Source organism: Pseudomonas frigoris (genome assembly GCF_047758635.1).
In the GTDB taxonomy this organism is placed as follows: domain Bacteria; phylum Pseudomonadota; class Gammaproteobacteria; order Pseudomonadales; family Pseudomonadaceae; genus Aquipseudomonas; species Aquipseudomonas frigoris.
The window spans coordinates 2,221,607-2,245,255 of the sequence record NZ_CP180479.1 but is presented as its reverse complement, the minus strand read 5'-3'; the positions used below and the strand labels follow the sequence as shown (position 1 = coordinate 2,245,255).

Sequence of the window (23,649 nt, the reverse complement as noted above, 5' to 3'; positions counted from 1 at the left end):
GATTATGCGGGCCTCTTCGCGAGCAAGCCCGCTCCCACATTGGATCTGTGTCGTCCACAAATCCCCTGTGGGAGCGGGCTTGCTCGCGAAGGCGATGTTGAATTCACCCCATCAACCGCGCCGTGCCGAACAACCTGACCCGACTCAACTCACCCTGCTCTTCTTCCAGAAGAATCGGCGCCGTACCGCCGGGCATGACGACTTTCACTTCGCCAGCCGTGACCCAACCCACCCGCCACGCCGCGCAAGCCACCGCACTGGCGCTGGTGCCCGACGACGCCGTCGGCCCTTCTCCGCGTTCAAATACTCGCGCGACGACTCGCCCTTCTGACTCAAGCATCGCCCATTGCAGATTCACGCCAGCAGCACACGGCTCCCCTGCCCCGGTCGGCATGGCGTAGGCGATACGCATCAGCCCTTCGGACAACCCCGGCTCGCGCATCTGCTCATTGCTCGGCAATGCATCGGCTTTCTCTAAAAGCGTCACACAATGTGGATTGCCAATGCGCACGAACTGGCTTCGAGACCAGGCGGGATCGAGCGCCGACAACGGCTGCACATGGCTGGCGTCGCGACCGTTCAACAGCACGCTTTCAACCCCTTTTGCCCCCACCGCGTCAGGCCCGAACGAGGGTTTGCCCAAATCCAGCCAGAACCCTTTTACACCCTCGATCTCGGCCGGTTTCACCGAAGTGTCCACCGGTGAAACCGCATCAGCCTTGTCATGATGAACCCTGAGCAAACAAACCTCGTCCCTCGGCAGCAGCCCTTGCTCACTCAGGGCCTGAGAGAAAATCGTCAGCCCGTTGCCACTGCGCTCGGCGAGCGTGCCGTCAGTGTTAACGATCAGCAGGTCAAACGGTGGCGAGTCTTGAAACGGCCCGATCAGCAAGCCATCGCAACGATGGTCCTTGCTGCCGGACGGTTGTGTACCAGGCGCCCAGCCACAGAACGCCTCGATGGCCGACAGCGCCCATGCCTCGCGGGTTTGCGCTGCCGGACCGGCCAGCTCAGGTAAATCGATACCCGCGCAGCGCACGGCCTCGGGCGCTGCAACCGCATAGATATTGCCTCGAGCATCGTAGAACGGCGCCATGGATCGGTCCTGAAATCAGCCAGAAAAGAACCTGTACTTTAGGGGCTCCCGGAAGAAAACCGCAAACGATCCGGTTATTTAACCCCCGCCTCTTATCGCAAAAAAATCGCTGCAACCTGTCAGTTGTGACAGCAGACAGCCCATCCAACTCGCCCCAAAGTAGAACCTCGCCTCTATCGTGTGGTAACGATCATGAAAAGGACGTTCCTATTGCACCTGCTGATTGCCCTGGCGTTGGGCGGTGCGGTCATCGCCGGTCAAAACGGCGCCGGCGTAAAGGTGATCGACGACGTCATGCCCAACCACATGACCGACAACAATAACCCCGAACCGCTGTTCCTCAGAGGCCGAAACGAATGGCGTCACGATTGTGAACCCTGTGATAAAGGCGACGTTTTCCTTGATGGCAAAGCCAATCTAAACACTGACAATCCGCGCGTGTTCGAAACCTTCAACTCTGAATTCATCAACCTGCGCGACCATTAAGACGCCCAGGGGGCGTGGGATCCTATGATCCGTCTAGCGGCATGCGCTGGCAGCCGGGTCCCAACGTGAGCTTGACCAGCGAGATGGGCAGCACAACGGGAGGGGCGTTTTAACGTTGCGATTGACGATTAGGAGAAACCCTCAGGGTCGCGACACGCTGTCTGATATGCAAGGATGCTCCTCTGTCTATTGTCAGCAACCCGCAACGCCAAGGATTTTTCATGACTGCCCTCAACACGTCTGCGCCCGTCATCCCCGGACGCCTGGAACAGATGTCCACGCGCATCGCCTTTTTCATTGCCGGTTTCGGCATCGCTGCGTGGGCGCCGCTGGTGCCCTACGCCAAGGCTCGGGCCGGGCTGGATGAAGGGACGCTCGGTTTGCTGCTGTTGTGCCTGGGGGTGGGGTCGATTCTGGCGATGCCGATGGCGGGGCTTCTGGCCACGCGTTTCGGCTGTCGCCGGGTGGTGAGCGCCGGGGTGTTGCTGATCTGTGCGGCCCTGCCGCTGCTGGCGACGGTGTCGTCGATTCCGGCGTTGATTGCCGCGTTGTTCATGTTCGGCGCGGGCCTTGGCACGGTGGATTCGACGGTGAACCTGCAAGCGGTGATCGTTGAACGGGCCAGCGGCAAGACCATGATGTCGGGTTTCCATGGGCTGTTCAGCCTCGGCGGGATTGTCGGGGCGGCGGGCGTCAGCGCCCTGCTCGGCTTTGGGGTTTCACCGCTGGGGGCAACGCTGGTGGTGATCGTGATGCTGCTGATCGCCCTGGCCAAGGCCGCGCCGCACCTATTGCCTTACGGCAGCGAAAGTTCGGGGCCGGCGTTTGCCGTTCCCCATGGCATTGTGCTGTTCATCGGCGGGATGTGTTTCATCGTGTTCCTCGCCGAAGGCGCGGCGCTCGACTGGAGCGCAGTGTTCCTGGCGCAGGAACGCGGGATCGACACCGCTTATGCGGGACTGGGTTACGCGGCGTTTGCGCTGACCATGACCGTCGGACGATTGACCGGTGATTCGATCGTCCGTCGTCTCGGCGCTACGCGGGTGATTGTGTTCGGTGGGTTGACGGCCGCAGCGGGCCTGTTTGTGGCGACCTTCGCCCCGAGTTGGGAAGCGGCGCTGGTGGGTTATGCATTGTTGGGGGCGGGTTGTTCGAACATTGTGCCGGTGCTGTACACCGCCGTGGGCAAACAGACGGTGATGCCCGAAAGCGTCGCCGTGCCGGCCATTACCACACTCGGTTATGCCGGGATTCTTGCGGGGCCTGCGTTGATCGGGTTTATCGCCCATGGCAGCAGTTTGAGTTTTGCCTTCGGGTTGATGGCGGTGTTGCTGGTGGCGGTGGCCATTGGCGGGAAGGTGTTGAAGGTCTGAAAGCGAAAAGATCGCAGCCTCCGGCAGCTCCTACAGGATGTACGCCATCCAAATGTAGGAGCTGCCGGAGGCTGCGATCTTTTGATCTTCAGCCGTTAAAACCCGACGCTAGCCTGCACAAAGAACGTGCGCGGTGCGCCAACGTACATCCCCGAGTTGTTGTCGCTGGAGCGGGTGAAGTACTGCTTGTCGAAAATGTTCTTCACCCCGGCGCCGACTTTCAGGTTCGAAAGCGTCGCGCCGAAGTCATAACCGCCGCGCACGTTCCAGGTGACGTAGCCCGGGATATCGCCGTACTGGCCGTCCGCGGTGCCTTCGGTGATGTAGTTGTTGGTGAAGCTGCCGTCAGCGTTCACGGCAACGCCCGGCGAACGCTGCTTGGACTGGGCAAACGCATCGAGGTTGTAGGTCCAGCGGTTGATGTCGTAACGCAAGCCGGCAGTCGCGACCTGACGCGAATAGAACGGCAGGTCACGACCCTTGAAGCCCGGGATCTCGCCTTCATAAACGGCGCGCGTGTAGGTGAAACCGGCGTTGGCGGTCAGGCCGTCGAGGCGTGGGTCCAGTGCCGCCATGTCGTAGTGCACCGAGGCTTCGAGGCCCTGGTGCGTGGTCGCGCCGAGGTTGGTCCAGCCCGCATCGTTGCTGATGTATTGCAGCTCTTTATCGAAGTCGATGTAGAACAGCGTCACTTCCCCGCCCCACACATCATTGTTGTAGCGTGTGCCGACCGCGTAGGTCTTGGCCTTTTCCGGTTCCAGGCCGTTAGCGGTGTTATCACCCGCGCCACCCTGGCCGAGCTGGAAATACTGCAAGCTGCCGAACGAGGTTTCGTAGTTGGCGAACAGCTTCCACTCTTCCGACACGTGATACATCACGCTCAGGGCCGGCAGCGGCTCGTTGCTTTCGATGCTGCGATTCTTTTCCAGCACCGGTTTGCCGGCGGTGTCGAGCACCGGGCGGTCGTGCCAGTCAGTGCTGATGTGTTCAAAGCGGATGCCGGGGGTGATGGTCCAGTTACCGACGTCGATTTTGTTATCGACGTACACCGAGTTGGCTTCAGTGCCACCGGTGCGGTCCTGATAGACATGGCCGTCCGAGCTCTTGGTCGCGACCGGCTCGTTGTTGACCAGCGCCAGGCGGCTCGCCTCTTCGTGCATGCCTTCCTTGAGGTAGCGATAACCGACACTGACTTCCTGGGTGGTCGGGCCGACGTCGAACACACGGGACACCCGCGGTTCAATCCCGAAGGTGTAGTAAGTACGCGGGAACGAGCCGAGGGTTTTCTGATCGCGAGCGGCGATGTTGCTGCCACGGAAGCTGTCGGAATAGTAGGTCAGCACTTCGGCCTGGGTGCGGTCGTCGATCTGCCGTGCCCACTTGAACGAGACGTCCTTGCGGCGGCCGCTGAAGTTGTCGTTGTTGCGGTCGGACTGGAACGGATTGGCGTCGTACTGCGCCTGGGTCAGGCCGCCGGGCATGTCGGCGCTGGCGTCGTAGTAGTGAAAGTTGAGGCTGAAATCGTCCACATCGGTGGGTGCCCAGTGGGTCTTGAGGATCACGTCGTCGATGTCGTTGCCGTTGTTGCGTTCACGGTAACCGTTGCCATTCACGCCCGAGTACAGCAGCGCCATGCCGATGCCGTTGTCCGCGGTGCCGCCGAGAAACGCCGTGTCGATATGCTTCCAGCCACCGTGCTGGGAGGTTTCCAGGGTCGAACCGATTTCACCGGTGGCTTTCTCCGGGATCGCGCGAGTGACGAAGTTGATCACGCCACCAACGTTCTGCGGTCCGTAACGCACGGAGCCGGCGCCGCGAACCACGTCGATGCTGTCGAGGTTGCCGGAAGAAATCGGGGCCATGGACAACTGCGGTTGGCCGTACGGGGCGAACGCTGCCGGCACGCCGTCAATCAGCACGGTGGAGCGTGGCGACAGGCGTGAAGTCAGGCCGCGCACGCCGACGTTCAGGGAAATGTCGCTGCCGCCGGTGCCGTTGGCGTCCTGCACTTGCACACCGGGCACGCGCTTCAGCACGTCGCCGACGTTCATCGCGCCCTGCTCGACCATCGCCTCGCGGCGAATCACCGTACGCGCGCCAGGGTGGTTCTGCACCACGGCGGCATCGGCGTCACCGAGCCAGTCACCGACTACCTTGATGTCGGTCACGCCCAGTTCCAAAGGGCCGTTTGCAGCCGAAGTCGGTGCCGGCATCAACGTGACCGAACCTTCGTCGATCTGGTATTGCAGACCGCTGCCTTGCAGCAGCTGGCGCAGCGCGTCTTCTGGCGAAAGGTTGCCGTCCACCGCCGGGGCCTGTTTGCCGGCGACCAGCTCAGGGCTGAAAAACACCTGCAGCGAGGTTTGCTGGCCCAGTTCACTCAGGGCCTGCCCCAGGGGTTGCGCCGGGATGTGAATCGCGTCGGCGGCAAAAGCCTGGGGCAGCGCCGCGGTGACAGCCAGGGTGAGAGCGAGGCGCAACCAAGGTGATTTGTTGTTTTTAGCGGTGGATTTTTTCACGTCGAACGTAGTCCTGTGGATCGCAAGAGTGTGCGCTTGTTAATGCAAACCAGTTGCAGTTGGACAGGAAGACGATCAACTCGAAAAAAACCTGAATTTATTTTGAAATTATTTCCTGACTGCCGTCATCGAGGGTGCGCACGGCCACCGGCAGAATGCTCGGCAAGGCCTTGAGCAGTGCTTCGGTGTTGTCGGATTTGAACACGCTGGTCAGGCGCAGATTGCCCACTTTGTCGTTGTCGACGGTGAGCGGTTTCGCCCGATAGCGCGAGACTTCCTCGGCGACATCGCTGAGTCTGGCGTTGTTGAACACCAGTTTGCCGCTGCGCCAGGCGGTCAGCTCGGCAGGATTGACTGCGTAGGCGGCAGCGACTTTGCCTTGTGCATCGATGTGCGTGCCGAGGCCGGCAGTCAGGCTGATGAAATCGCTGTCCAGCGCTGTGCGACCCTGAACCTTGACGGTGCCCTGCTCCACCACGACCCGGGTTTGGGCGGTGTCGCGGCGCACATCAAAACGGGTGCCGGTAACCGTGACCTTGCCGCTGCCCGCCTCGACCACGAAAGGCCGACGGGTGTCGTGCTCGACGCTGAACATCGCTTCGCCCTGCGTCAGCTCGATGCTGCGGCGGTCGTTTTCATAGTGCACCTGAACGCGGCTGCGGCTGTTCAGGTCGATCACCGAACCGTCCGGCAACGCCACATGACGTCGCTCGCCCAGAGCCGTGGAAAATTCGGCGGTGTAGATCGCCGGGTGATTCAAACCGCTGAACAGCCCCAACCCGAGCGCGACGGCCAACACACTGGCGGCCACCGCATAACGCACCAGCGGGCGGCGTTTGCTGCGCGCAGGCGCGGTTTCACACAAGGCTTGCAGTCGCGCCGCCGGCAGCAAATCAGCCGCCGACCATAAGCCCTGGAGCAACTGGAATTCATCGCGATGCTGAGGGTGTTCGTCCAGCCAGGCTTCGAAATGCCGGTACTCTTCGACATTGATCGCAGGTTCCTGCAAACGCACAAACCACCGCGCCGCCTCGTCGCGAACCGTTGTTCGCCCGCACGCACAATCACGAGTATCCATCATGGAAGTTCCTGTTTGGCTGGGGATGAGAAGACACGGAAGATCTGCCTTACGTAGGAGCTGCCGCAGGCTGCGATCTTTTGATCTTGATCTCCAGCGATTTCAATGCCGCCAAAAGATCGCAGGCTTCGCCAGCTCCTACAAAAGCCACGGCACATCATGATTGCAATCCGTCAAGGCGGTCGCGCAGATGCCGCAGCGTGCGGATCATATATTTTTCCACCATGTTCTTGGACAGCCCCAGGCGTTCGGCGATTTCAGCCTGGGTCAGGCCTTCGATCTTCTGCCAGACAAACACCTTGCGGCAGTTGACCGGCAACTCGGTGAGCGCCCGTTCGATGGAGTCAGCCAACTGGATCGCCTGCATGAAATGCTCCGGGTCGCCGGACGACGAAACACCGTGATCAACCGCCTCCGACTCCATGGCGCCCCGCCGATCCTCCCGCCGATAACCATCCACCGCGATGTTGCGCGCGGTCTGGTGCAAATACGCCCGAGGTTGTGCAACCGTCGCCGAATCGGACTCAAGCACCCTCACGAAGGTGTCGTGGGCCAGGTCCTCGGCCTGCTGACGATTTCTCAGGCGACGGGTCCAGGTCCCGACCAACTCTTCGTAATGCTCGAAAAAGCCGTGTCTGCGGGGCAGCTTGGGGGTCATTGCGGTGTACTGTGAAGACGGGGCGTGAATAGTAATGCTTCCTATTAACCGGAAGCAATGGGATTAAGAACTCGTAGGAGCTGTAGGCTTTCAAAAAAAATGACAAAAATGGCAAATAGATGATCCAGACAGACTCACTAACAAATTGTTTTCTTTGAAAAATCTCAATGACTGCCAAAAAAAACATGCGAAAGCATGCTCTCGCACCTTGCTTGAAAGGGGTGCCAACTCTACCGAAGGCCCACGAAAACTCCCCGCCTACGCTAAAAGACCATACTTGAATAAGTAGAGATGTGTATGTGTAATGTGCAATGCACACTGCGCATCCACCTATCGATAAATACTTAATCAAAATCTTCCCGGCAGTTACTGATAAAAGTTGGCTTCCTTGGAGGTCGCATCAAAGTCACTCAACCTTAACGTTCCATTGCTAAAAAGATTGATCGCCGAAGGCGAGCTTCACGGATACAGAGGCATCTCTGCATGCGGCAACAAGACGATTGCCGTCGATCTGATACAAGCTAGGCACCTCGCCGCTACCCTGCCTCGTTATATTGCGCAAGCAGCCAATCAACTAAAGCTGCCAGTCAATACCATCAAAGTGCTATGCAAAAACGGCTGTTTTACTTGCCGAGGCGGTCGGCCCGCAGCGGGACAATCGTGGTGGATCGATACAAACTCGTTCGACATCTCCAACGCATGCATCAAACATCGACGATCAAGCTCGAGCCCCCTCTCCTTGAGTGATGCACTCCGTCACCCCTTCATTTCAGGGGAAGGGGTAGCTCACCTTTTCAAAGCAATTCAGGAAGGCACCTTATCCGTTTCATTCAAAGCTAAATCAGACGCCGGTGTGATTGGGGAATGGCGACTGGAAAGTGATGAATGGCAGGCCTGGCTCAGCGCGCATATGAGGCAAATAACTGCCTCTCAATCGCTAAGCGTTGCACAAGCTGCCGAAATTCTAGGTATTACGAACGACGTCGCCTACACCCTCATTCGTCACGGGCTGCTGAATTCGACCGTTGAACTCAAAAACGGTGTTACATCACAACGGATCAATTTGGGGCTTGGCCTACTTGGTAGCAGGACAGCCTCTTGCGTTTGCTTCGCAGAAAAAGGGTTCGACTTTGATTGGCTTTCCGCAAGATGTGTCTACCAGACGCTTACTCCTGAGCGACGGCCAGCAATCGACTGAAACGGAGTCATTGGTCGCAGCACACTTATTCAACCTGTCGACGCATGGTCAGAATGGCGGTTCCGAAAAATATAAATGTTGAACCCACCACCCGGCTGATCCACCGTGACAGCTCGGGCCGTGTCAACGCCCCTTTTGCCCTGGAGGCAAGCGCGGAATATAAGCTCAAGGACACCACCGACAACGCCATGTAGATAGAGGTGAGGATCAGGAACTGCGGTAGCAACGTTGCATTCTGGTCAATGAATTGAGGAAACAGTGCGGTGAAGAACATCGTCGCCTTAGGGTTGGTTACAGCCGTCAGGAAGGCCGGCTTGAACAATCTGGAACGAGTGGGCCGACTCTTCTTGAAGTTGTCCTGAATACCGTCAGCGAGCATCGAACTCTTTCTAAACAACTGCCTGGCACCCAAGTAGAATAAATAACCAGCACCGATGACTTTCACCGCATTGAACAACCATTCGGAACTGGCAAGCAATGCTCCAAGCCCCAACATGGCAGCTGCTGACAGGCAGAAGAGTCCACTCGCATTGCCAAGGGAAGACCACACTGCGCTGCGTTGTCCATGGGCCAGAGTGTTGTTGATCGCCATCAAAGTCGCGGGCCCTGGGCTGGCAATGGAGACGGCGGCGACTAGCGTAAACGCAAGAATCGAATGAAGCACCATTTTCTAGGCTCCTAGAGGATAAGTTTTTGCACATTACTCAAGGGGGGCGGGCCAACAGGCTACATGTCGCTCGGCGACATCCGAGTTCGCCTTAACAATTGCGACCGACATAAGCGAAACATTTTGCATGAGTACACCCGCCGCGATTTCCCGTAACGATTGAATCGAGAGTCTCTAATTCTGGTAGCGCTACGCATCCCCTATGTTGATCTTTTGAATCCGCAAGTACATGGAAAGGACTACATCTCTCCCCGCATATAAAATCGAGTAACCTTGCACTTTCTCATCGAGCATCTTTGAAAACTTCCAAAGATACAAACTGCATTACTTCACCGAGAAAGCGGCTTGCCAATACTGAAACAAGCACAGCGTCACCGGATGTTAGCAACTTTAATTTAGGCTTGGGAGTTTGGTTGCCTTGAAGCTGCGGATGCTGATGTAGATAGTTCTTGAGAGACAGTGAGGCTATCCTTGCCTGAGATAGTAACACGCAATCAGATGGCACCACCGCCAGGAACGCATGCTCGACTAACGCGAAGTGAGTACATCCTAAAATTATCTTTTCTAGAGTGACTCCGTTTAACATATCCATCATCGACTTTACGTTAGCTTCTACTTCACGTTCTATGGCGCTAAATTCTGCGCCATTTTCAATCAGTCCTGCTAACTGTGGGCATGCTTGCTGAATTAGCTGGATTGAAGCGTCCCGCTTGGCAACCTCAATGGGAAAGTACTGACTAGCAACAGTTGCAGATGTGGCGAAAATTCCAATCGTGCGGACTTTAGAATCAAAATCTGTTTTTCTCAGTTCTTTTTCTGAATGCCAAGGACGACCAGCAATTTCTTCGATGGTTGGAACGACAATACCAAGTATTCGCCTACCCTCCCAATGTAAAGGCAACCACTCCTGCTGAAGCCTCCGTAGCGCAACTGTAGAGGCGGTATTACAAGCCAGAACTACAAGATCGCAACCCATTATGAAAAGCTTTTCCACACACTCACGAGTGTATTCATATATTTGTTCTGCAGTTCGAGCCCCATACGGGGCACGAGCGTGGTCGCCAAAATAAATGAATTCAGAATTCCTGAATTGCTTGGACAGTTCGGAGAGAATTGTCAATCCGCCCAGCCCTGAGTCGAACACACCGATCATATGAATTATCTTTAAAGTAATTTTTTTAAGATGGATTGCTAAAAGACGCGTTTAATCCCTCATCTAAATTCAGCACCAACACATGACGGCCACCTCGGAGTTTATTTATTTTTACCCTTACAACGCATTACCTGCGAGTATCTATATCCACTCAGAATGACAGCATCATCCAAACAGAGCGCCGTCACTGCAGTGCACCTGGTCATTTAACATATCCAAATGCACATACATACTCACACACCGAAAATCACTTATTTCCACCGCCAACAACCGAACAGCACCAGCATAGTCCAGCACTTCTCCATGCTCGACTTTACATTACATTTCTTTTCGGTGTTGTACGATAGCTAGCGATTTAAAGCATAGAGAACTCAGTCGTTCCCACTGTTACCAATTTGTTCGAACTCAAAATCCCGACGACTCTTCGTATGCATCTGAGACCATGGGGACGCCCCCATATCAAGCAGCGCAGGTTTCAGGTCATCGACCCAGCAGGCGTCGGCATCATATTGAGCTAGAAATGGTCTGTTCACATAGGACGGGTCTCGGCATTGGAGGAAGCGGAGCGCCATATATTGCTCTCCGTTGATCTCCATCAAGCCATCAAAGGCGACTTTTCCAGGTGTTGCCGACATTACCGGGCCGCGAACAGTTCGGCATAGTCCAGAAACATTTCTATATGCCTCAGTGAAAATTTCATATGCGCGAACCAATGGGACTTCGAAATAGCTTCGCGGGCCAGTATCTCGCTCAATAAACATATAGTAAGGAAGCATCCCCAAGCGTACTTGCTTGCGCCACATGGAGGTCCAAACGTCGGCGGAGTCATTAACCGCCCGTATGATAGGACTCTGAGTTCTAATGGTCGCTCCTGTTGCAAGAACACGCTGAATCGCCTGCTCAACTGCCTTGGTCTCAAGTTCCCTAGGATGCGTAAAGTGCGCCATAAACGCTAAGTTCCTTCCGCTATTGACCACTCGCTCGAAAAGCTCAAGCATTTCATCAGCATCGGAGTCAGTCAAGAACTTGTAAGGCCAGTAGGATAAAACCTTCGTACCAATTCGAATAGACTCAATATGACTAAGCTCAGGATCATTAATGATTGGGTCAATATATTTTGAAAGTTTTTCCGCGCTCATCACCATCGGATCCCCCCCGGTTATGAGAACACTTGTAACCTCGCGGTGCTGGCGTAGATACTCACAGAGACTTTCAATTTCTCGCGATGATATCTTGTAGTCTGGCTCCTGCACAAATTGCGCCCAACGAAAGCAATAGGTGCAGTACGAATGACATGTTTGACCTTGGCTCGGAAAGAATAGGACAGTTTCTGGATATTTATGCTGAATCCCGTCGAATCGTTCGCCATTCAATAATGGGACATTAAGATCCAGTTGACCACCTGGGTGCGGATTTAGCTTCTTTCTAACATTTGATGCTGCCTTCTGAATTTCGCTGGTAGGCGCTCCACGAGTAAGAAGCTCCACAATGGGCTTAATATCTTCAAAGGGGAGCATATCCGGCTGCGGAAAGACGAGCCTATATATCGGGTCGTCTGGAGCGGCACTCCAGTCAATCAGCTCATCAATTACATAATCATTAACGCGAAACGGAAGAACAGCGGCTACCGCGCGTACAAGGATACGATCCTGATCGGACAGTCCGGCACGTTTGGTCAGGGCATCCAGATGCGAAGCGTTGTAAAAACGTAGCTTCTTGGGCTCGTTTTCAACAGCGGCCTGAATGAGATTAAGCATCGACAAAATCCTTTTGTTCAAGTTAGGTCATGCGAAAAAAACAGGGGGTTTGCTGTCAGCCCACGGCGCGAGCTGCTCAAGCTGACCAGCAATGCCAAGCAGCCGGGCCAGATTGTTTGGTCGAGAAGCTAGCTGCACGCCAATTGGCATACCCTCCTCTGTCCAACCAAGGGGCACGGACACGGCGCATAAGCCCGCAAGATTCACAAAGGCGGTGAAGGGTGCAAACTCGGCAGATCGCCTAAAGACGTCGTATGGATCTGTCGGTTCGGTGATCCAGCCGTGCGGTACCGAATGGCGTGCCAGTACGGGAGTCAGCAGAATCTCATTCTCGCCAAAAAGGCGCAAAATTCGCTCGGCATAGCTGTTCAGTCGTACAAACGCACGGTGGAACTCGAGGGCCGAGACGCTCTCCGACAGGGTGATCGCGTCACGCGTAGTACGGTCAAGTAGTTCGGAAGATGGGTCGCCATAAGCTACCGGAATCGTACTGCGCAGTAGCATCATATCGCCCAGGACGCGCTCATCCGACCAGTCTAATTTACGCTCCGAGATCCGATAGCCAGAAGCGCCTAGTAACTCGGCCGCACGGTATACCGCCGCTTCGCAAACCGAATCTACCGTACACTCAATAGGCGGCGCGCAAGTTAGAATTATTGATACCGGTGGAGACGTAGGCGCTTCGTTTACAGCCAATGCCAACTCTTCGCCAGTAATAGCATTCATACCAGCCAAATAATAAAGTGAGTCCGCGACTGTTCTGCTGATCACCCCATCCAGCGGACCTCGACCCAGAGCCGGTCGCGCAGGTGCCGGGAGTCTTCCATGGGGTAATGCAACCGCAAAAACACCGCAGCAAGATGCCGGGATCCGCAGCGAGCCAGCCCCGTCGCTTCCATGTGCAACCGAAGTCAGTCCTGCAGCTACACTTGCGGCCGCCCCGCCACTGGAGCCTCCCACGCTGGACTCGAGAGACCACGGGTTACGACAGACACCGTTAAGCTCCGATTCGGTGACGGGCAAAATACCAAACTCGGGGGTGTTTGTTTTTCCTACTATCGTCATGCCTGCAGCTTTCATCGCAGCCACCAACGGGGCGTCCTTTTCAGGAACATAATCGGCGAAGGCCTTGCATGAAAAAGTCGTGATCAGTCCTTGGGTAGGAGTAAGATCCTTAACCGATACAGGCACACCCCAGAGGAGCGGAGTTACCTCGCTAACCTCGCCTCCGAGCGACTTGGCATGTGCCTCAGCTTGCTCCCGTCCAACCGTCACAAAGCAATTTAAACTTTCATTTGCTTGCTCAATTCGATCCAGACTTTGTTGGGTCGCTTCCAAGGGCGACATCTCTCCAGTGTGAAGGCGATGTGTTGTTTCGAGTAGGCTACCCTTTGCTTGCGGAAACTTTCTACGTAGAAGTTTCTGAACCTCGATGGCAGATTCCTTGATTTCTTCTTTCATCACACCAGTTACTTCCTATATTCGCCATTAGAAACACTTAAGCGGCGAGCTTGTATCGCATCATAAAAAGCAATGAGCTTGCGTGCATCGAAAAGGATGACGTTCTGCTCCTCGCCATAGGCGTGGATGGTGTCGGAAAGAACAGTAAGTGGAACACCTGCCTTTTTGAGGGCCGTCCAGAACGGAGCGATGGTCATACCATATATAAATGGCCTCTCAAGCTCGACACATATTCGACTGGCGGAAACGACAAGTTCATGAAGGATGCGTTTACCATCTTTTTGGAAGTGTGCAACTCCCAAGCGGCCAAACTCTACTCCCCTCTCCTTATCCAGGGCTCCACTATATCGGTCTTCTATTGGCCAATGCCCGGTTAATGCCATTCGCAGGGATGCGATTGGCTCGCCCTCCGAATCTCTCACGAGCACGTGACGGCATTGCGAGTCATAGGCGTCGGTATACCATGCATCGGCTGACCTCTGATCACGACGGCTACCCGCAAATGCCACGCGACGAAGATCCAATACTACTTTTAGACGTTCAATATCGCTTCCTTCGAAAGTTTCTATCATGACGCACTCCTAAGTTGCCCCATACGCAGGAGAATCCGGCGCTCGACATCATCAAAGTGCCTGCGCCCATGCATAAAACGAGAGTTGTCGATAACCACGATCTCTCCTGGATTCCAGGAAACATTGAGAGAAACACGCTCAGCAACATCTCTAATTTCAGCCAGAATGTCGCTCGGAAATGGGCTCCCATCAGCTAGATGCACGCGAAAGTCGTCTCGAGCGTAGAAATCGCTCTTGGGCCGATAGGCATGAATCATCAAGGAGTTACAAAATGACGGCACTCCCGAAGTTAATGAAGGCACTACCGCCCGCGTACGGAACCGCCCATGCAAGTCTTCACCTTCAAAGTGATATTCGAGTTTTTCATAAGGTTTAAGCTTATTGTCAAGATAGCCAAGCGCTTTTTGGGCTTCTTCAATAGTACGAGCACCTAATGTTTGTTGCCAGCGAACCGGGCGAGCTTCCCAACTCCAGTACAATTCCAAATCTTCAACGAACTCACGAGTTGAAGTTTGAAGTTCATCCAAAAGCCGTGCTCCGTCACAAATGACCGTTTCCCCTCCTGAAGCGGCGGGTCTCTCGCAGAAAAAAATAAGGAGATCGGGACAACCAGGCGCGTAAGAGGCCTCCCGGTGAAGGGGAATTGAATCTATTCCCTTATTCACTGTTGATGTGCTCGGGTCTTTGCTTACCGGGTCACGTTCAATTGTATTTGTAGCGTGATGAACAATGGGGACCATAAGGGCATCGCTAAGTTCTATGAACTCACTCATCCCCGCCCCCTTGGCCCGAACCATCACAGCACCGTGACTTGTGAGAGCACTACGTACTGCCGTTACATTCGTGCTCTCAAGGATAGGTAAACGCTCGTCAACAACCATATAAACTTCCTTTTATTAATGGTAAGTGCAACTCAATATTCACGTTATATTTTATTTTTAGCTCAGCACAAGTGCGACACCTCCTAACCTCATCAAACAGTTTCAATCTTGAAAATGCAAAAAAAACACACAGAAAATTGACGCACTCATAAAAATGAGTACTTCTTCCCTAATCCGCCCAGGAGACTTTATCCTAGCTCGCCAACTTTAATAACGGTCAAGCACGAAAAAATTAAATATATTTAATGTTGAACCAACCAATCAATAGCTCACCGGAGAAACCGAGCACTCATGCGTCAATGACTAGTACTACAGACCAAATAGTACTAATCTATGAAACACTTGCGGCTAGCTTTTGACTCCACGCCAGAAACTAGCGTAGAGCCAGAAGCTTAATATTAAATTGCCTTCAGCCGACCAATACTTCATACCCTAACGCGCAGTGCTATAAAATGGGGACAGCACAATACTGGCAAGCAGCATAAGGCACGCCATGAGCACTACGCAGATATAGGTATATCGTTAGATACTTACCGCCATACGACATCTAACAGCAGGCGGTAGCAGATACTTACCCCGGTATTTAGGGAAGGTGGTCTCGCGAATTGGAGACGAAGTGATGGTTTTAATTTTTTGACTGCCATGTCCACGATAACTCTTCCATGTTGATCTGAGCAGATTGTTACATTTGGTAATATTTGCGCAGATTGGTTTTCTTGTCAACCCCAAACCAGTAACAACCCATTGAGAATTCATGTTGCCCGGACGCGCATCAGTTCGCTCTCGAATTAGATGTATTAAGCGTTAAGCAGCATTCAGCGCATCTGAGATGGCACAACGACATTAAAAATAAATTATTGATTTTTATAGTAATTTCAAACGATAGAATTTTTCGCCCGCAGTGTTTGCACTATCTGGACCGTTTCTTCCCCCCCTATCTGTATTGCATGCGATTAACCAAACGGTGAGCGTATCTGTGGTCTTAATCATCAAACGAGATGCACTGAGTACGGAAACGCACATGCACTCAGTCAGAGATCTGTTAGACACCGATGCCCTGCGTAAGGCCAAAGACTCGTTGATTGATCGTCTAGTGGGGGGAGGTTTTTTGCCAATCGAATGATCAGTGATCGTTCCAGAAGACGTTCCGACTTTGCGAGCGTTAATGGAAAAAATCGTAACGGATTGATCGCAGACCATGGCGTATCAAGTCAGATCCAGGGGATCGAATTCATCGAGATGGTAGGGAGTCGATGGCCCTCAATAGCGGCAATCTTGACCTCAGGATATCTGATAGCCCCTGAGGCTATTGCTGCACCTAGCTGTAGCGGCTCGCGTTTGAAATCAGTCCGGCTCGCATTTAACGACATTCCTGGCTCACATTATCTGCAACCAACCAAGGCCACCGGCTCACATTAATTGCAACTGAGCTTGCATTCCACGGCGTCGGCTTGCATTTCATCGCGCCTGGCTCACGCTATCTGCAAATGACCGGGGCGGTTTTAGGTTCACAGGGGAATGCCGGCCGCGAGCATCTTGTCGCGCAACTCGCCCGCCCGTTCGGGGTCCAGCGTGTTGTTGAACAGTGCTTTGAACTCGTGTGCTTTGGCGTTTAACTGTTCCACGAGGTCTTTCATGCGATAGCCATTGCGCGTCAACGTAGGCTCCAGGTCGTCGATGTGCCGTGATAGCACCGACTCGACGACAGCCACCGACACTGGGTGCTCACCGGTCTGATACCCGGCTTCTAAGGCCAGCGTCAAGTGCAGTTGCACTTGCAGCGGCGTCCGTAACTTACTCGCGAGCAGGTCAATGGCATCGTCCGTTAGGATCGACTCGCAGGCGTCTTCATTTCCAGTGCAGGTACGTAGCAGCCATTCGATATAATCGCGCTGCGCGCCAGTAATGCCATCCAACGAGAACACGTCGGTACGGGCGCCGATTTCCTCCATGTTGTCTTTGCGCAGGTCGTTGCGCAGCTTAGGGTGACCAGCAAGCACTATGGACAGCAGCCCATCCACGTCTTCGGCCAACATAAAAAACCGCTGATGCTGGTTCATTTATTTCGAAGATTTCAAAGGTTTTTATCAACAAAACTGAAAAACCCATGACGCGGTCATGTCAAAAAAGTTGCATAACTTACTGATTTTACAGGCCACAAAAAATCATCTTTTTTGAATGCCCACAGCCACTGTCGTCCTTCAGAAGAAATGACGAATCCTGCAAATAGATGATTCACCGGGTCTGGCGTTGAGGGCTCCGGGGCCACAAAGGGGGACTCATGAGGCCATGACCGGTCTCGAACGAGACGGTCGAAGGCCCGCGATAACCATCGCGGGCCGTGTTACCGGGTTAACGTGAAGTTACGTCCAGTTGGCCGCCAGCACAGGCTGCAATACCTGTTGTTCGGCAGCACCGAAGGTCATGGTTGCAGGTGCCGCCGGCGCGAACGACGCCATGGCCTGGACTAGGTGCTCGACATCACTGCCCAACAACCGATGGCGATCTCCAGTCATGATGTCGCGTGGACGTTCTGGGGTATCGGCATACCAGTTATGCAGCGTGACCTCCTGCATGCTGCCAATGACCGAGATCTGCAGGTCCTGCCCTTCGTGCTGGAACCACAGACGATCGGGGCTGATGTCCTTACCGAACACCAACTGCCCCATCCCCCCGTTGAACTCAAGGTCGTTGACCCCATGCCCGACTTCCACCGTCGGCATGTTGCCGCTCACCAGGACCTTGTTATTGCCATCCCCCAGTTTCACCGCCGTGAAGGACCCGGTGTCGGTAATGGTGTTGTTGCCATGGCCGACCGTGAGTTTGCTGACGTCGCCTGCAATCACGTTGTTGCCATTACCCAGCGTGATCTCGGCCCGACTGCCCGTCACATTCACCTTATTGTCACCGTTGCCGGCAACCACCTTGGCACTGGACGCCTCCACGTTGATGGTCTTGCTCTCGTCCCCCACGGTGACATTGGCGAAGAACCCTTTGACCGTCATGACGTTGGGGTCGGTGGCGACCGGCATAGGGTCCGCTGCCGAAGGTGTTGAACCGCCACGGATTCTGTCTCGAATTGACGCAAACGTGGTGTCTGCCGTTGCTGCGGCCCCGCCGAACGTGTCATCAAACTTCAGCCGAGGATCTTGCGCACCGATGACGTCAGGAACGGTTACCGGTCGACGAGTCGGGAGATCAAGGTCTCGATGAGCGATATCGATCGTCGGGATATTCGGGATGACAATCGGCCGTGGGCTCGGAATATCAATCGGCGTGCGCCCACCCACATCACGTCCGACCGGGCCGATGTCTGGCACTTTCGACGGTTCGAGGGAACCGACACCGCGCTCGGCGAGAATCTGTTCGATGGTTTTGCGTTCAGGGAGCGTCGTCCCCCCCCGATTCGCGTCGCGCTCAGCCAGGATCTGTTCAACGGTTTTGTGCTCCGGCACTTTCGGGTTCAGGTCGACACCCCGTTCTGCCAGGATCTGCTCGATCGTCTTGGTCTCCGGCACCTTGATGTCCGGAATCGTGACCGAAGGTCGTAGTACCGGGTCAGGAACGACGATGGTCGGATGCAGATCAATCGGCGGCAGCGGCCCGACTACCACAGGTTTGTCGATGCCAGGGCGATCGATAATCGGCGTCAATGTACCCGGCACGGTGACAGTTGGCGGCACGACCACTGGCGGCACCGGTCCGACGGGCTGCACCACAGCCGGGGCATGATCGGCGAAGAGGAAGTCCGAGGCACTGACCTGTGCCACATCCAATGCATCCAGATACAACAGCTTGGTGTTCGAAGCGCTGCGCGTCACGTACACACCATGAATCTGCGTCAGGCCATTGAAGGTGGCGCGGTTCTGGTGTTCGACGGTCAACTGGCTGAAATCGGTGACGCCGGTCTGACGCAGATCGATCTTGTCGACGCCATGCCGGAACCCGCGCAAGGCGTTGCTGTAATCCTTGGCGCCGGGTTGAGCCGCCACCACAAACACATCCGAAGTTGCGCTGTCATGGCTGTAGATCGTGCCGTTCAGCGAGGCCACGGTTTTGCCCTGAGCGTCGCTGCTGTACATCACGCCTTTACCGCCACCGTTGAGCACCACGGTGCCCAGGCCTTCTTGCGGCTTGACCGCCGAAGCATCGCTGTTGACGTAAGCCGTCGGCGCCACAAAGCTGTCCTGGAACTTGAAGTTCGCTGCGGTGATGCCAGCGAGTGCCTGATTTTTCAGGACGATGCTCTGGCCCTTGCCCAGGTCAACCTTGACGTCCGCGCCCTGCTGCGTCAGCTGCAGATCAGCGAATTTTTTCCCGGCAAACCCCACCAGATCGACGATTTCGCCACGGGCAGCTTCGAAGTTGCTGATGGTATCGCTGCCCGCGTCACGGCGATGGACCACAAAGAAGTCCTTGCCCGCACCGCCCGTCAACGTGTTGTTGCCGCGCCCGCCGTCGAGCAAGGCATCGGCCTTGCCGGCCACCAGCGTGTCATTGCCATCGCCGGTGACAATGTTCTGAATGCCCGACGGATTTTTCACCGTCAACGCCGCGCCGCCGATGCTGGCGACACCGGTCAGCAAATTGACCGAGGTATCCCCCGAAACGGCTGCCGCATTGAGGGTATTACGCCCGCCCGCCACGCCATTGACCGCGTCATCCAGCACCGCACGGTTGGCCTGCCCGACCACCGATTTGAGGTATTCGTCGGTGTAGAAATAGGTGTCGTCCGGGGTGGTCTTGCTGCCGTACAAACGCAGCGACCAGGTGTTGAGTGTGACCGGTAGACCGGAAGCCGAATCGGTCACCTGCAACGTCCAGTTACCCGCCGAGCGCTCACCGAAATCATGGGTCGACATGAAGGTGTACTTGAACGATCCGGACTGCATGCTGCCGACGTCGGTTGCACTGGCGCCCGGCATGCCGTCCGGGACCTTGCCCTGACGGTTGAGCAGGATGCTCTGCGTGCCATCGGGAGAAATCAGCTTGAGCGTCAGATCGCCAAGCCGCCCGACCTGGGCATCAAAGTCGATTTCGACGTGTTCAACGTTCAGACCGGCATTCATCGCGATGGACGAAGTCAGCGCCGCACCCGCCGCCAACGGTTTCCCGAGGGCGCCGCTGGAGGCGCTGTAGACGTACTCGTTGGCGCCGGTGCTTTGAGTCATCCAGGCTTCGGACAACCGGACGGCGGCGCGTGCATCGACTTCACCAAAGCCATAGTCATTGCTGGTGTGCATACCGCCACCGTTCCAGCCGTGCGCGGCGTTATCGCTCCATTGGGTGGACGGGTCGTTGATCTTGCGCGCCGACAGCGCGAGGATTTGCTGCACATCGCGATAACCCAGGTTCGGGTTGGCTTCCAGCATCAGCGCGACGATACCGGACACGATCGGCGCGGCAAAACTGGTGCCTTGCATGCTGGTGTAGTCATTGCCGAAGGTGGAACCGCGTTCGGTTTCCAGCATGTGGCTGGTGGACACGACATTGCTGCCCGGCGCCGAGACCAGAAGGCTCGCGCCCGGGTTGGAGAACGGTGAAGAGCCGATCTGCAAGGTCGACAAATCGCCCTGTGCGTTGATCGCGCCGACTTCCACCGAAAAGCGATTGTTGTTGGTCAGCGAACCCTGGGCATTGCCGCCGGTTGCACGGCTGTTGCCGCCCGCTGCGACGATGATCGTACCCAGGCCACCGCGGCCGTTACTCGCCGCGTACTGCGCATTCATGCTCAGGGCCGTGGCGGTTGTGAACGTGCCGTCCTGAAAACTGCTGAGGGCGAAGTCATTGGTGAAACCCCAGCTGTTGTTGGCAATGTCAAAACTGACCATATGCCCCAACCCCGCCAAGTCATCGCCCTTACCGGCCAGGTAGTAACCGCCCAGCGTCGCGCCGTAGGCCACACCTACTCCGCCGATGCCATTCTTGGCCCCGACCATGACACCCGCCACCATCGTCGCGTGGTTGGACACCAGACCCGGCAAGGTCCCGTTGGTCTGTTGAGTCTGCAGCCAGGCTTTGTCGACATTCGCGGCAAGGTCGGGGTGAGCGATATCAAAGATTTCCGGCGCGGTGGCGAACTGGCCACCCGGCTCGAACTGGCCAATGCGTACCCCCTTGCCGGTGTAGTCCTTCCAGACCGGCAGTACGTTGGTATCGCTCAGGTACCACTCCTGGGCCGCCAGCGGATCGAGCGGCACTTCCGGCGTCAGCAACGTGACACCGGCCCGCATCGGTGCGGTCTGCCCGCTACTGAGGTCCACCACCGACGCCGAAAGATTGCCGAATGCATCGGCCACACCGTATTTGAAGCTGATCAGACCGGTGTAACGCGCATCCGGGGTAAACAACACATCACCCTGGGCGGTGAGGCTGACCGTACCGCCGACCGCGTCACCCACGTTGGCAATATGCAGCGTGCCCTGGCTGTTGAGGCGCTGATCGTTGGCCAGCAGACTTTCGGCGCTGATCATATGCACCTGCGTGCGATCGAAGGCCTTGCCGGCCTTGTCGAGCGTGAGCACATCCGCCACTGGCATGGCGTTCGGGGTCAGCAGATCTACAGCCGAAATGTCCGAGAAGTTGAGCTTCTGGATATTGCTCAGCGTCACCGTACCGTCACGCCCGGCGACCTTGTCGGCCACTTCATAACCGGTCGCGGTGCGAGTGATGCGGTAATCGCCATGGTTGCCGTGCAGCGTCACCAGGTTGATCCCGCCGTCACCGTCGATGGTCGCGTTACCGTGACCGACTTCGATGATGTCGTTGCCGACGCCGCCGTAAATTTTATCGGCGCCGCCACCGGCATGGATGATGCTGCCGGCTTCGGAGGCGTAAATGGTGTCGCCCTGAGGGCCGGCATAAATCACCGCCTTGCCGCTGCCGCCAATGATCGTGTTATGCCCGGTGCCGCCGACCAATACGTCGTTGCCTGCCCCACCCACCAGCGTCGAATTGCCCGAACCACCCTTGATGAAGGCGCTGCCGGTGCCGCCGCTCATGATCGTATCGTTGCCGCCACCACCCTCGGCGATGGTCAGACCGGCGCGGGCCATGTTCAACACCACGCCTTTGTCACCGACGATAATCGCCGTGTCATGGCCACCATTGCCGTGGATGTTCACCGGATTGTCCGAGGCACTGATGACAAACACGTCATCGCCCACGCCGCCGTTATAGGTGTTGCTGCCTGCGCCACCCACCAGCCAACCGCCGGCCGGCGCTGCGATCAAGGTGTCGTCGCCGCTGCCGCCATACAGATTGTTCACGCCCAGTTTTGCCGCATCCAGGGTTTCACCCGTAGTGCTCTGGCTGGCATAAGCGCTAGTGGTTCTGCTGTTGATGCCGCTGGTGGTCGAGGTCACCCGCGTGCCGGTGCCCTGATTGGTCAGGGTATTGCTGACCGGGTCGCCAAGGAAATCCACCGCCAGCGCTTCCTGGCTTTTGCCATTGATGGTGAACGAACCGGTGGCGAGCACCCGGTTGCCGTCACGCACTTCGGTTTGAGTAGACGCCGCCGCACGCACATTAATCTGGGTGATGCCCAGCTCGGCCAGCGTCTTGAGTTCACCGGCATCGACTTTCGCGTCATGCGTGCCGTCAACCCAGACCCGCAACTTGCTCCAGATCGGATCCTTCTGATCGATCACGCCATCCTTGTTCGCGTCCTCGCTGGCCAACGCCGCGAAACCGTCCTTGAACCGCGTCTCGCCAGCAGCGCCGCTGACGCCCATCTTGCCGCCGTAATACTCGGAGAACATCTGGCTGACGTCTTTGACCTGGCCACTGCCATCGTCAATCACCAGCATGCCGGTGCTGCGATCCGCCCAACCACTGCGTTTGACCGTGCCACTGTGATCGGTATCGAACAGCACACCGTCGCGGATGTCGGTCATGTGCACGCCATTGCCGGTCAGATCTAGCAACAGCGGGTCAACGTAAGTGTTGAACGTCGACATCGCCGACAAACCGTTCAGGGTCACGGCACTGCGCAGGCTGAAGTCCGGCATGGTGCTGTTTGGGGCTTGGTAGAAATTCGACAGGTAGGTGTTGGGCCGAGCGTTGGGATCAAGTTGCATTTCACCGGGACGAATACCACCCGAGGCTAGACTGGCCATTTGGGTGGAGGTGAAATCGGTTTTGTTGAGCATTCCGCCGAGGGCGAAGATGTTGTGCGTCGCCGAGTTTTGAATGAAGCCGTTGGCGACGTCTTGCTGGGCTTTGCTTTCGCCCTGGATGTGTTGTTGGGGTTGGGGGGATGGGTTGATGTCGATGTTGATCAGGTCTTTCCGGGGAGCAACTTCCGCTGCACCGTCTTTTTCATAAATCTTATAACGGTTGTCCGCCACGAACGTATTTAGCTCACGCCACAACTTCCATGACGGACTGTGATCAAGTACCGAATCTCGGTTTACTACTCGCTCAAGCCCCGCCATATTTGAAATCATGGAGCTTATTATATTTTGAACAAACTCTAACTTTGTTTCACCCTCAATCTGTATGAAGTCACGCCCCATACCTGCGGGAGGCGGAAGTATATCAGCCAAGGCACCAGGCCATTGCCATGCCTTCAACCCCAGTTCTTTAACCATACCGATTGACTCTAAATCGGTGATGATATCAGCCGAAGTTACACCTCTACCCTTCAGTACATTATTTATTGTTTCGAAGGCCAATTTATCCGAGACAACCTGAAACGCCTCATCGCTTAACGGACGACCAATTTTAGCTATCGAATACTGTATCGAACC

15 protein-coding genes are annotated in these 23,649 nt (G+C 55.7%); 3 read left to right on the top strand and 12 right to left on the bottom strand.

The window, feature by feature from the left end; translation table 11 throughout:
- Positions 1–103 precede the first annotated feature (103 nt).
- Positions 104–1,096, bottom strand: a complete 993-nt coding sequence (locus tag ACMXYH_RS10045; RefSeq protein ID WP_415766993.1) for a diaminopimelate epimerase — start codon at positions 1,094–1,096, stop codon at positions 104–106.
- A gap of 192 nt (positions 1,097–1,288) precedes the next feature.
- On the opposite strand from ACMXYH_RS10045, the gene ACMXYH_RS10040 reads away from it, so the two are divergent.
- Both ACMXYH_RS10040 and ACMXYH_RS10035 read left to right on the top strand, forming a co-directional pair.
- Complete coding sequence (locus ACMXYH_RS10040; protein ID WP_415766992.1) at positions 1,289–1,582, top strand: hypothetical protein; 294 nt, start codon at positions 1,289–1,291, stop codon at positions 1,580–1,582.
- Positions 1,583–1,803: 221 nt separating this feature from the next.
- Positions 1,804–2,955, top strand: a complete 1,152-nt coding sequence (locus tag ACMXYH_RS10035) for an MFS transporter (protein WP_415766991.1) — start codon at positions 1,804–1,806, stop codon at positions 2,953–2,955.
- A gap of 95 nt (positions 2,956–3,050) precedes the next feature.
- Here the strand turns inward: ACMXYH_RS10035 and ACMXYH_RS10030 are convergent, their stop codons facing one another.
- The 3 genes from ACMXYH_RS10030 to ACMXYH_RS10020 all read right to left on the bottom strand — a co-directional run bounded on the left by ACMXYH_RS10030 (position 3,051) and on the right by ACMXYH_RS10020 (position 7,210).
- Complete coding sequence (locus ACMXYH_RS10030) at positions 3,051–5,474, bottom strand: TonB-dependent siderophore receptor (RefSeq protein WP_415766990.1); 2,424 nt, start codon at positions 5,472–5,474, stop codon at positions 3,051–3,053.
- Between the two features lie 97 nt (positions 5,475–5,571).
- Entirely contained in the window at positions 5,572–6,555 is a 984-nt protein-coding gene (locus ACMXYH_RS10025; RefSeq protein ID WP_415766989.1) for a FecR family protein, read from the bottom strand.
- Between the two features lie 154 nt (positions 6,556–6,709).
- Positions 6,710–7,210 (bottom strand): sigma-70 family RNA polymerase sigma factor, encoded by a 501-nt coding sequence (locus ACMXYH_RS10020; RefSeq protein WP_415766988.1) that lies wholly within the window; start codon positions 7,208–7,210, stop codon positions 6,710–6,712.
- Between the two features lie 388 nt (positions 7,211–7,598).
- On the opposite strand from ACMXYH_RS10020, the gene ACMXYH_RS10015 reads away from it, so the two are divergent.
- The gene (locus ACMXYH_RS10015) at positions 7,599–8,408 is read left to right on the top strand and encodes a hypothetical protein (RefSeq protein ID WP_415766987.1); all 810 of its coding nucleotides are present in this window, start codon (positions 7,599–7,601) and stop codon (positions 8,406–8,408) included.
- Between the two features lie 25 nt (positions 8,409–8,433).
- Here the strand turns inward: ACMXYH_RS10015 and ACMXYH_RS10010 are convergent, their stop codons facing one another.
- From ACMXYH_RS10010 to ACMXYH_RS09975, 8 genes are all read right to left on the bottom strand, one after another.
- Complete coding sequence (locus ACMXYH_RS10010) at positions 8,434–9,075, bottom strand: LysE family translocator (protein WP_129437096.1); 642 nt, start codon at positions 9,073–9,075, stop codon at positions 8,434–8,436.
- Between the two features lie 283 nt (positions 9,076–9,358).
- Entirely contained in the window at positions 9,359–10,228 is an 870-nt protein-coding gene (gene murI / locus ACMXYH_RS10005) for a glutamate racemase (protein ID WP_415766986.1), read from the bottom strand.
- Positions 10,229–10,599: 371 nt separating this feature from the next.
- Positions 10,600–11,985 (bottom strand): KamA family radical SAM protein, encoded by a 1,386-nt coding sequence (locus ACMXYH_RS10000; RefSeq protein WP_129437098.1) that lies wholly within the window; start codon positions 11,983–11,985, stop codon positions 10,600–10,602.
- A gap of 27 nt (positions 11,986–12,012) precedes the next feature.
- Positions 12,013–13,446: an amidase gene (locus ACMXYH_RS09995; RefSeq protein WP_149631792.1), complete on the bottom strand. Its 1,434-nt coding sequence runs from the start codon at positions 13,444–13,446 to the stop codon at positions 12,013–12,015.
- An 8-nt stretch (positions 13,447–13,454) separates the two neighbouring features.
- The gene (locus tag ACMXYH_RS09990; protein WP_149631793.1) at positions 13,455–14,018 is read right to left on the bottom strand and encodes a hypothetical protein; all 564 of its coding nucleotides are present in this window, start codon (positions 14,016–14,018) and stop codon (positions 13,455–13,457) included.
- Positions 14,015–14,899, bottom strand: a complete 885-nt coding sequence (locus tag ACMXYH_RS09985) for a TauD/TfdA family dioxygenase (protein ID WP_129437101.1) — start codon at positions 14,897–14,899, stop codon at positions 14,015–14,017. The genes ACMXYH_RS09990 and ACMXYH_RS09985 overlap by 4 nt, the downstream gene beginning before the upstream one ends.
- Positions 14,900–16,407: 1,508 nt before the next feature.
- Positions 16,408–16,959 carry a hypothetical protein gene (locus tag ACMXYH_RS09980; protein WP_256657655.1) on the bottom strand — a complete coding sequence of 184 codons (552 nt, stop codon included), beginning with the start codon at positions 16,957–16,959 and terminating at the stop codon, positions 16,408–16,410.
- A gap of 303 nt (positions 16,960–17,262) precedes the next feature.
- Positions 17,263–23,346 (bottom strand): S8 family serine peptidase, encoded by a 6,084-nt coding sequence (locus ACMXYH_RS09975; protein ID WP_415766985.1) that lies wholly within the window; start codon positions 23,344–23,346, stop codon positions 17,263–17,265.
- Positions 23,347–23,649 lie beyond the last annotated feature (303 nt).

Excerpts from the sequence above, each read along its gene's own strand:
- ACMXYH_RS09980 (WP_256657655.1), bottom strand. The coding sequence starts at position 16,959 with ATGAACCAGCATCAGCGGTTTTTTATGTTGGCCGAAGACGTGGATGGG.
- ACMXYH_RS10035 (WP_415766991.1), top strand. The coding sequence starts at position 1,804 with ATGACTGCCCTCAACACGTCTGCGCCCGTCATCCCCGGACGCCTGGAA.
- ACMXYH_RS10000 (WP_129437098.1), bottom strand. The coding sequence starts at position 11,985 with ATGCTTAATCTCATTCAGGCCGCTGTTGAAAACGAGCCCAAGAAGCTA.
- ACMXYH_RS10040 (WP_415766992.1), top strand. The coding sequence starts at position 1,289 with ATGAAAAGGACGTTCCTATTGCACCTGCTGATTGCCCTGGCGTTGGGC.
- ACMXYH_RS10010 (WP_129437096.1), bottom strand. The coding sequence starts at position 9,075 with ATGGTGCTTCATTCGATTCTTGCGTTTACGCTAGTCGCCGCCGTCTCC.
- ACMXYH_RS10045 (WP_415766993.1), bottom strand. The coding sequence starts at position 1,096 with ATGGCGCCGTTCTACGATGCTCGAGGCAATATCTATGCGGTTGCAGCG.
- murI (WP_415766986.1), bottom strand. The coding sequence starts at position 10,228 with ATGATCGGTGTGTTCGACTCAGGGCTGGGCGGATTGACAATTCTCTCC.
- ACMXYH_RS09975 (WP_415766985.1), bottom strand. The coding sequence starts at position 23,346 with ATGATTTCAAATATGGCGGGGCTTGAGCGAGTAGTAAACCGAGATTCG.
- ACMXYH_RS09990 (WP_149631793.1), bottom strand. The coding sequence starts at position 14,018 with ATGATAGAAACTTTCGAAGGAAGCGATATTGAACGTCTAAAAGTAGTA.
- ACMXYH_RS10020 (WP_415766988.1), bottom strand. The coding sequence starts at position 7,210 with ATGACCCCCAAGCTGCCCCGCAGACACGGCTTTTTCGAGCATTACGAA.
- ACMXYH_RS10025 (WP_415766989.1), bottom strand. The coding sequence starts at position 6,555 with ATGATGGATACTCGTGATTGTGCGTGCGGGCGAACAACGGTTCGCGAC.
- ACMXYH_RS09995 (WP_149631792.1), bottom strand. The coding sequence starts at position 13,446 with ATGAAAGAAGAAATCAAGGAATCTGCCATCGAGGTTCAGAAACTTCTA.
- ACMXYH_RS09985 (WP_129437101.1), bottom strand. The coding sequence starts at position 14,899 with ATGGTTGTTGACGAGCGTTTACCTATCCTTGAGAGCACGAATGTAACG.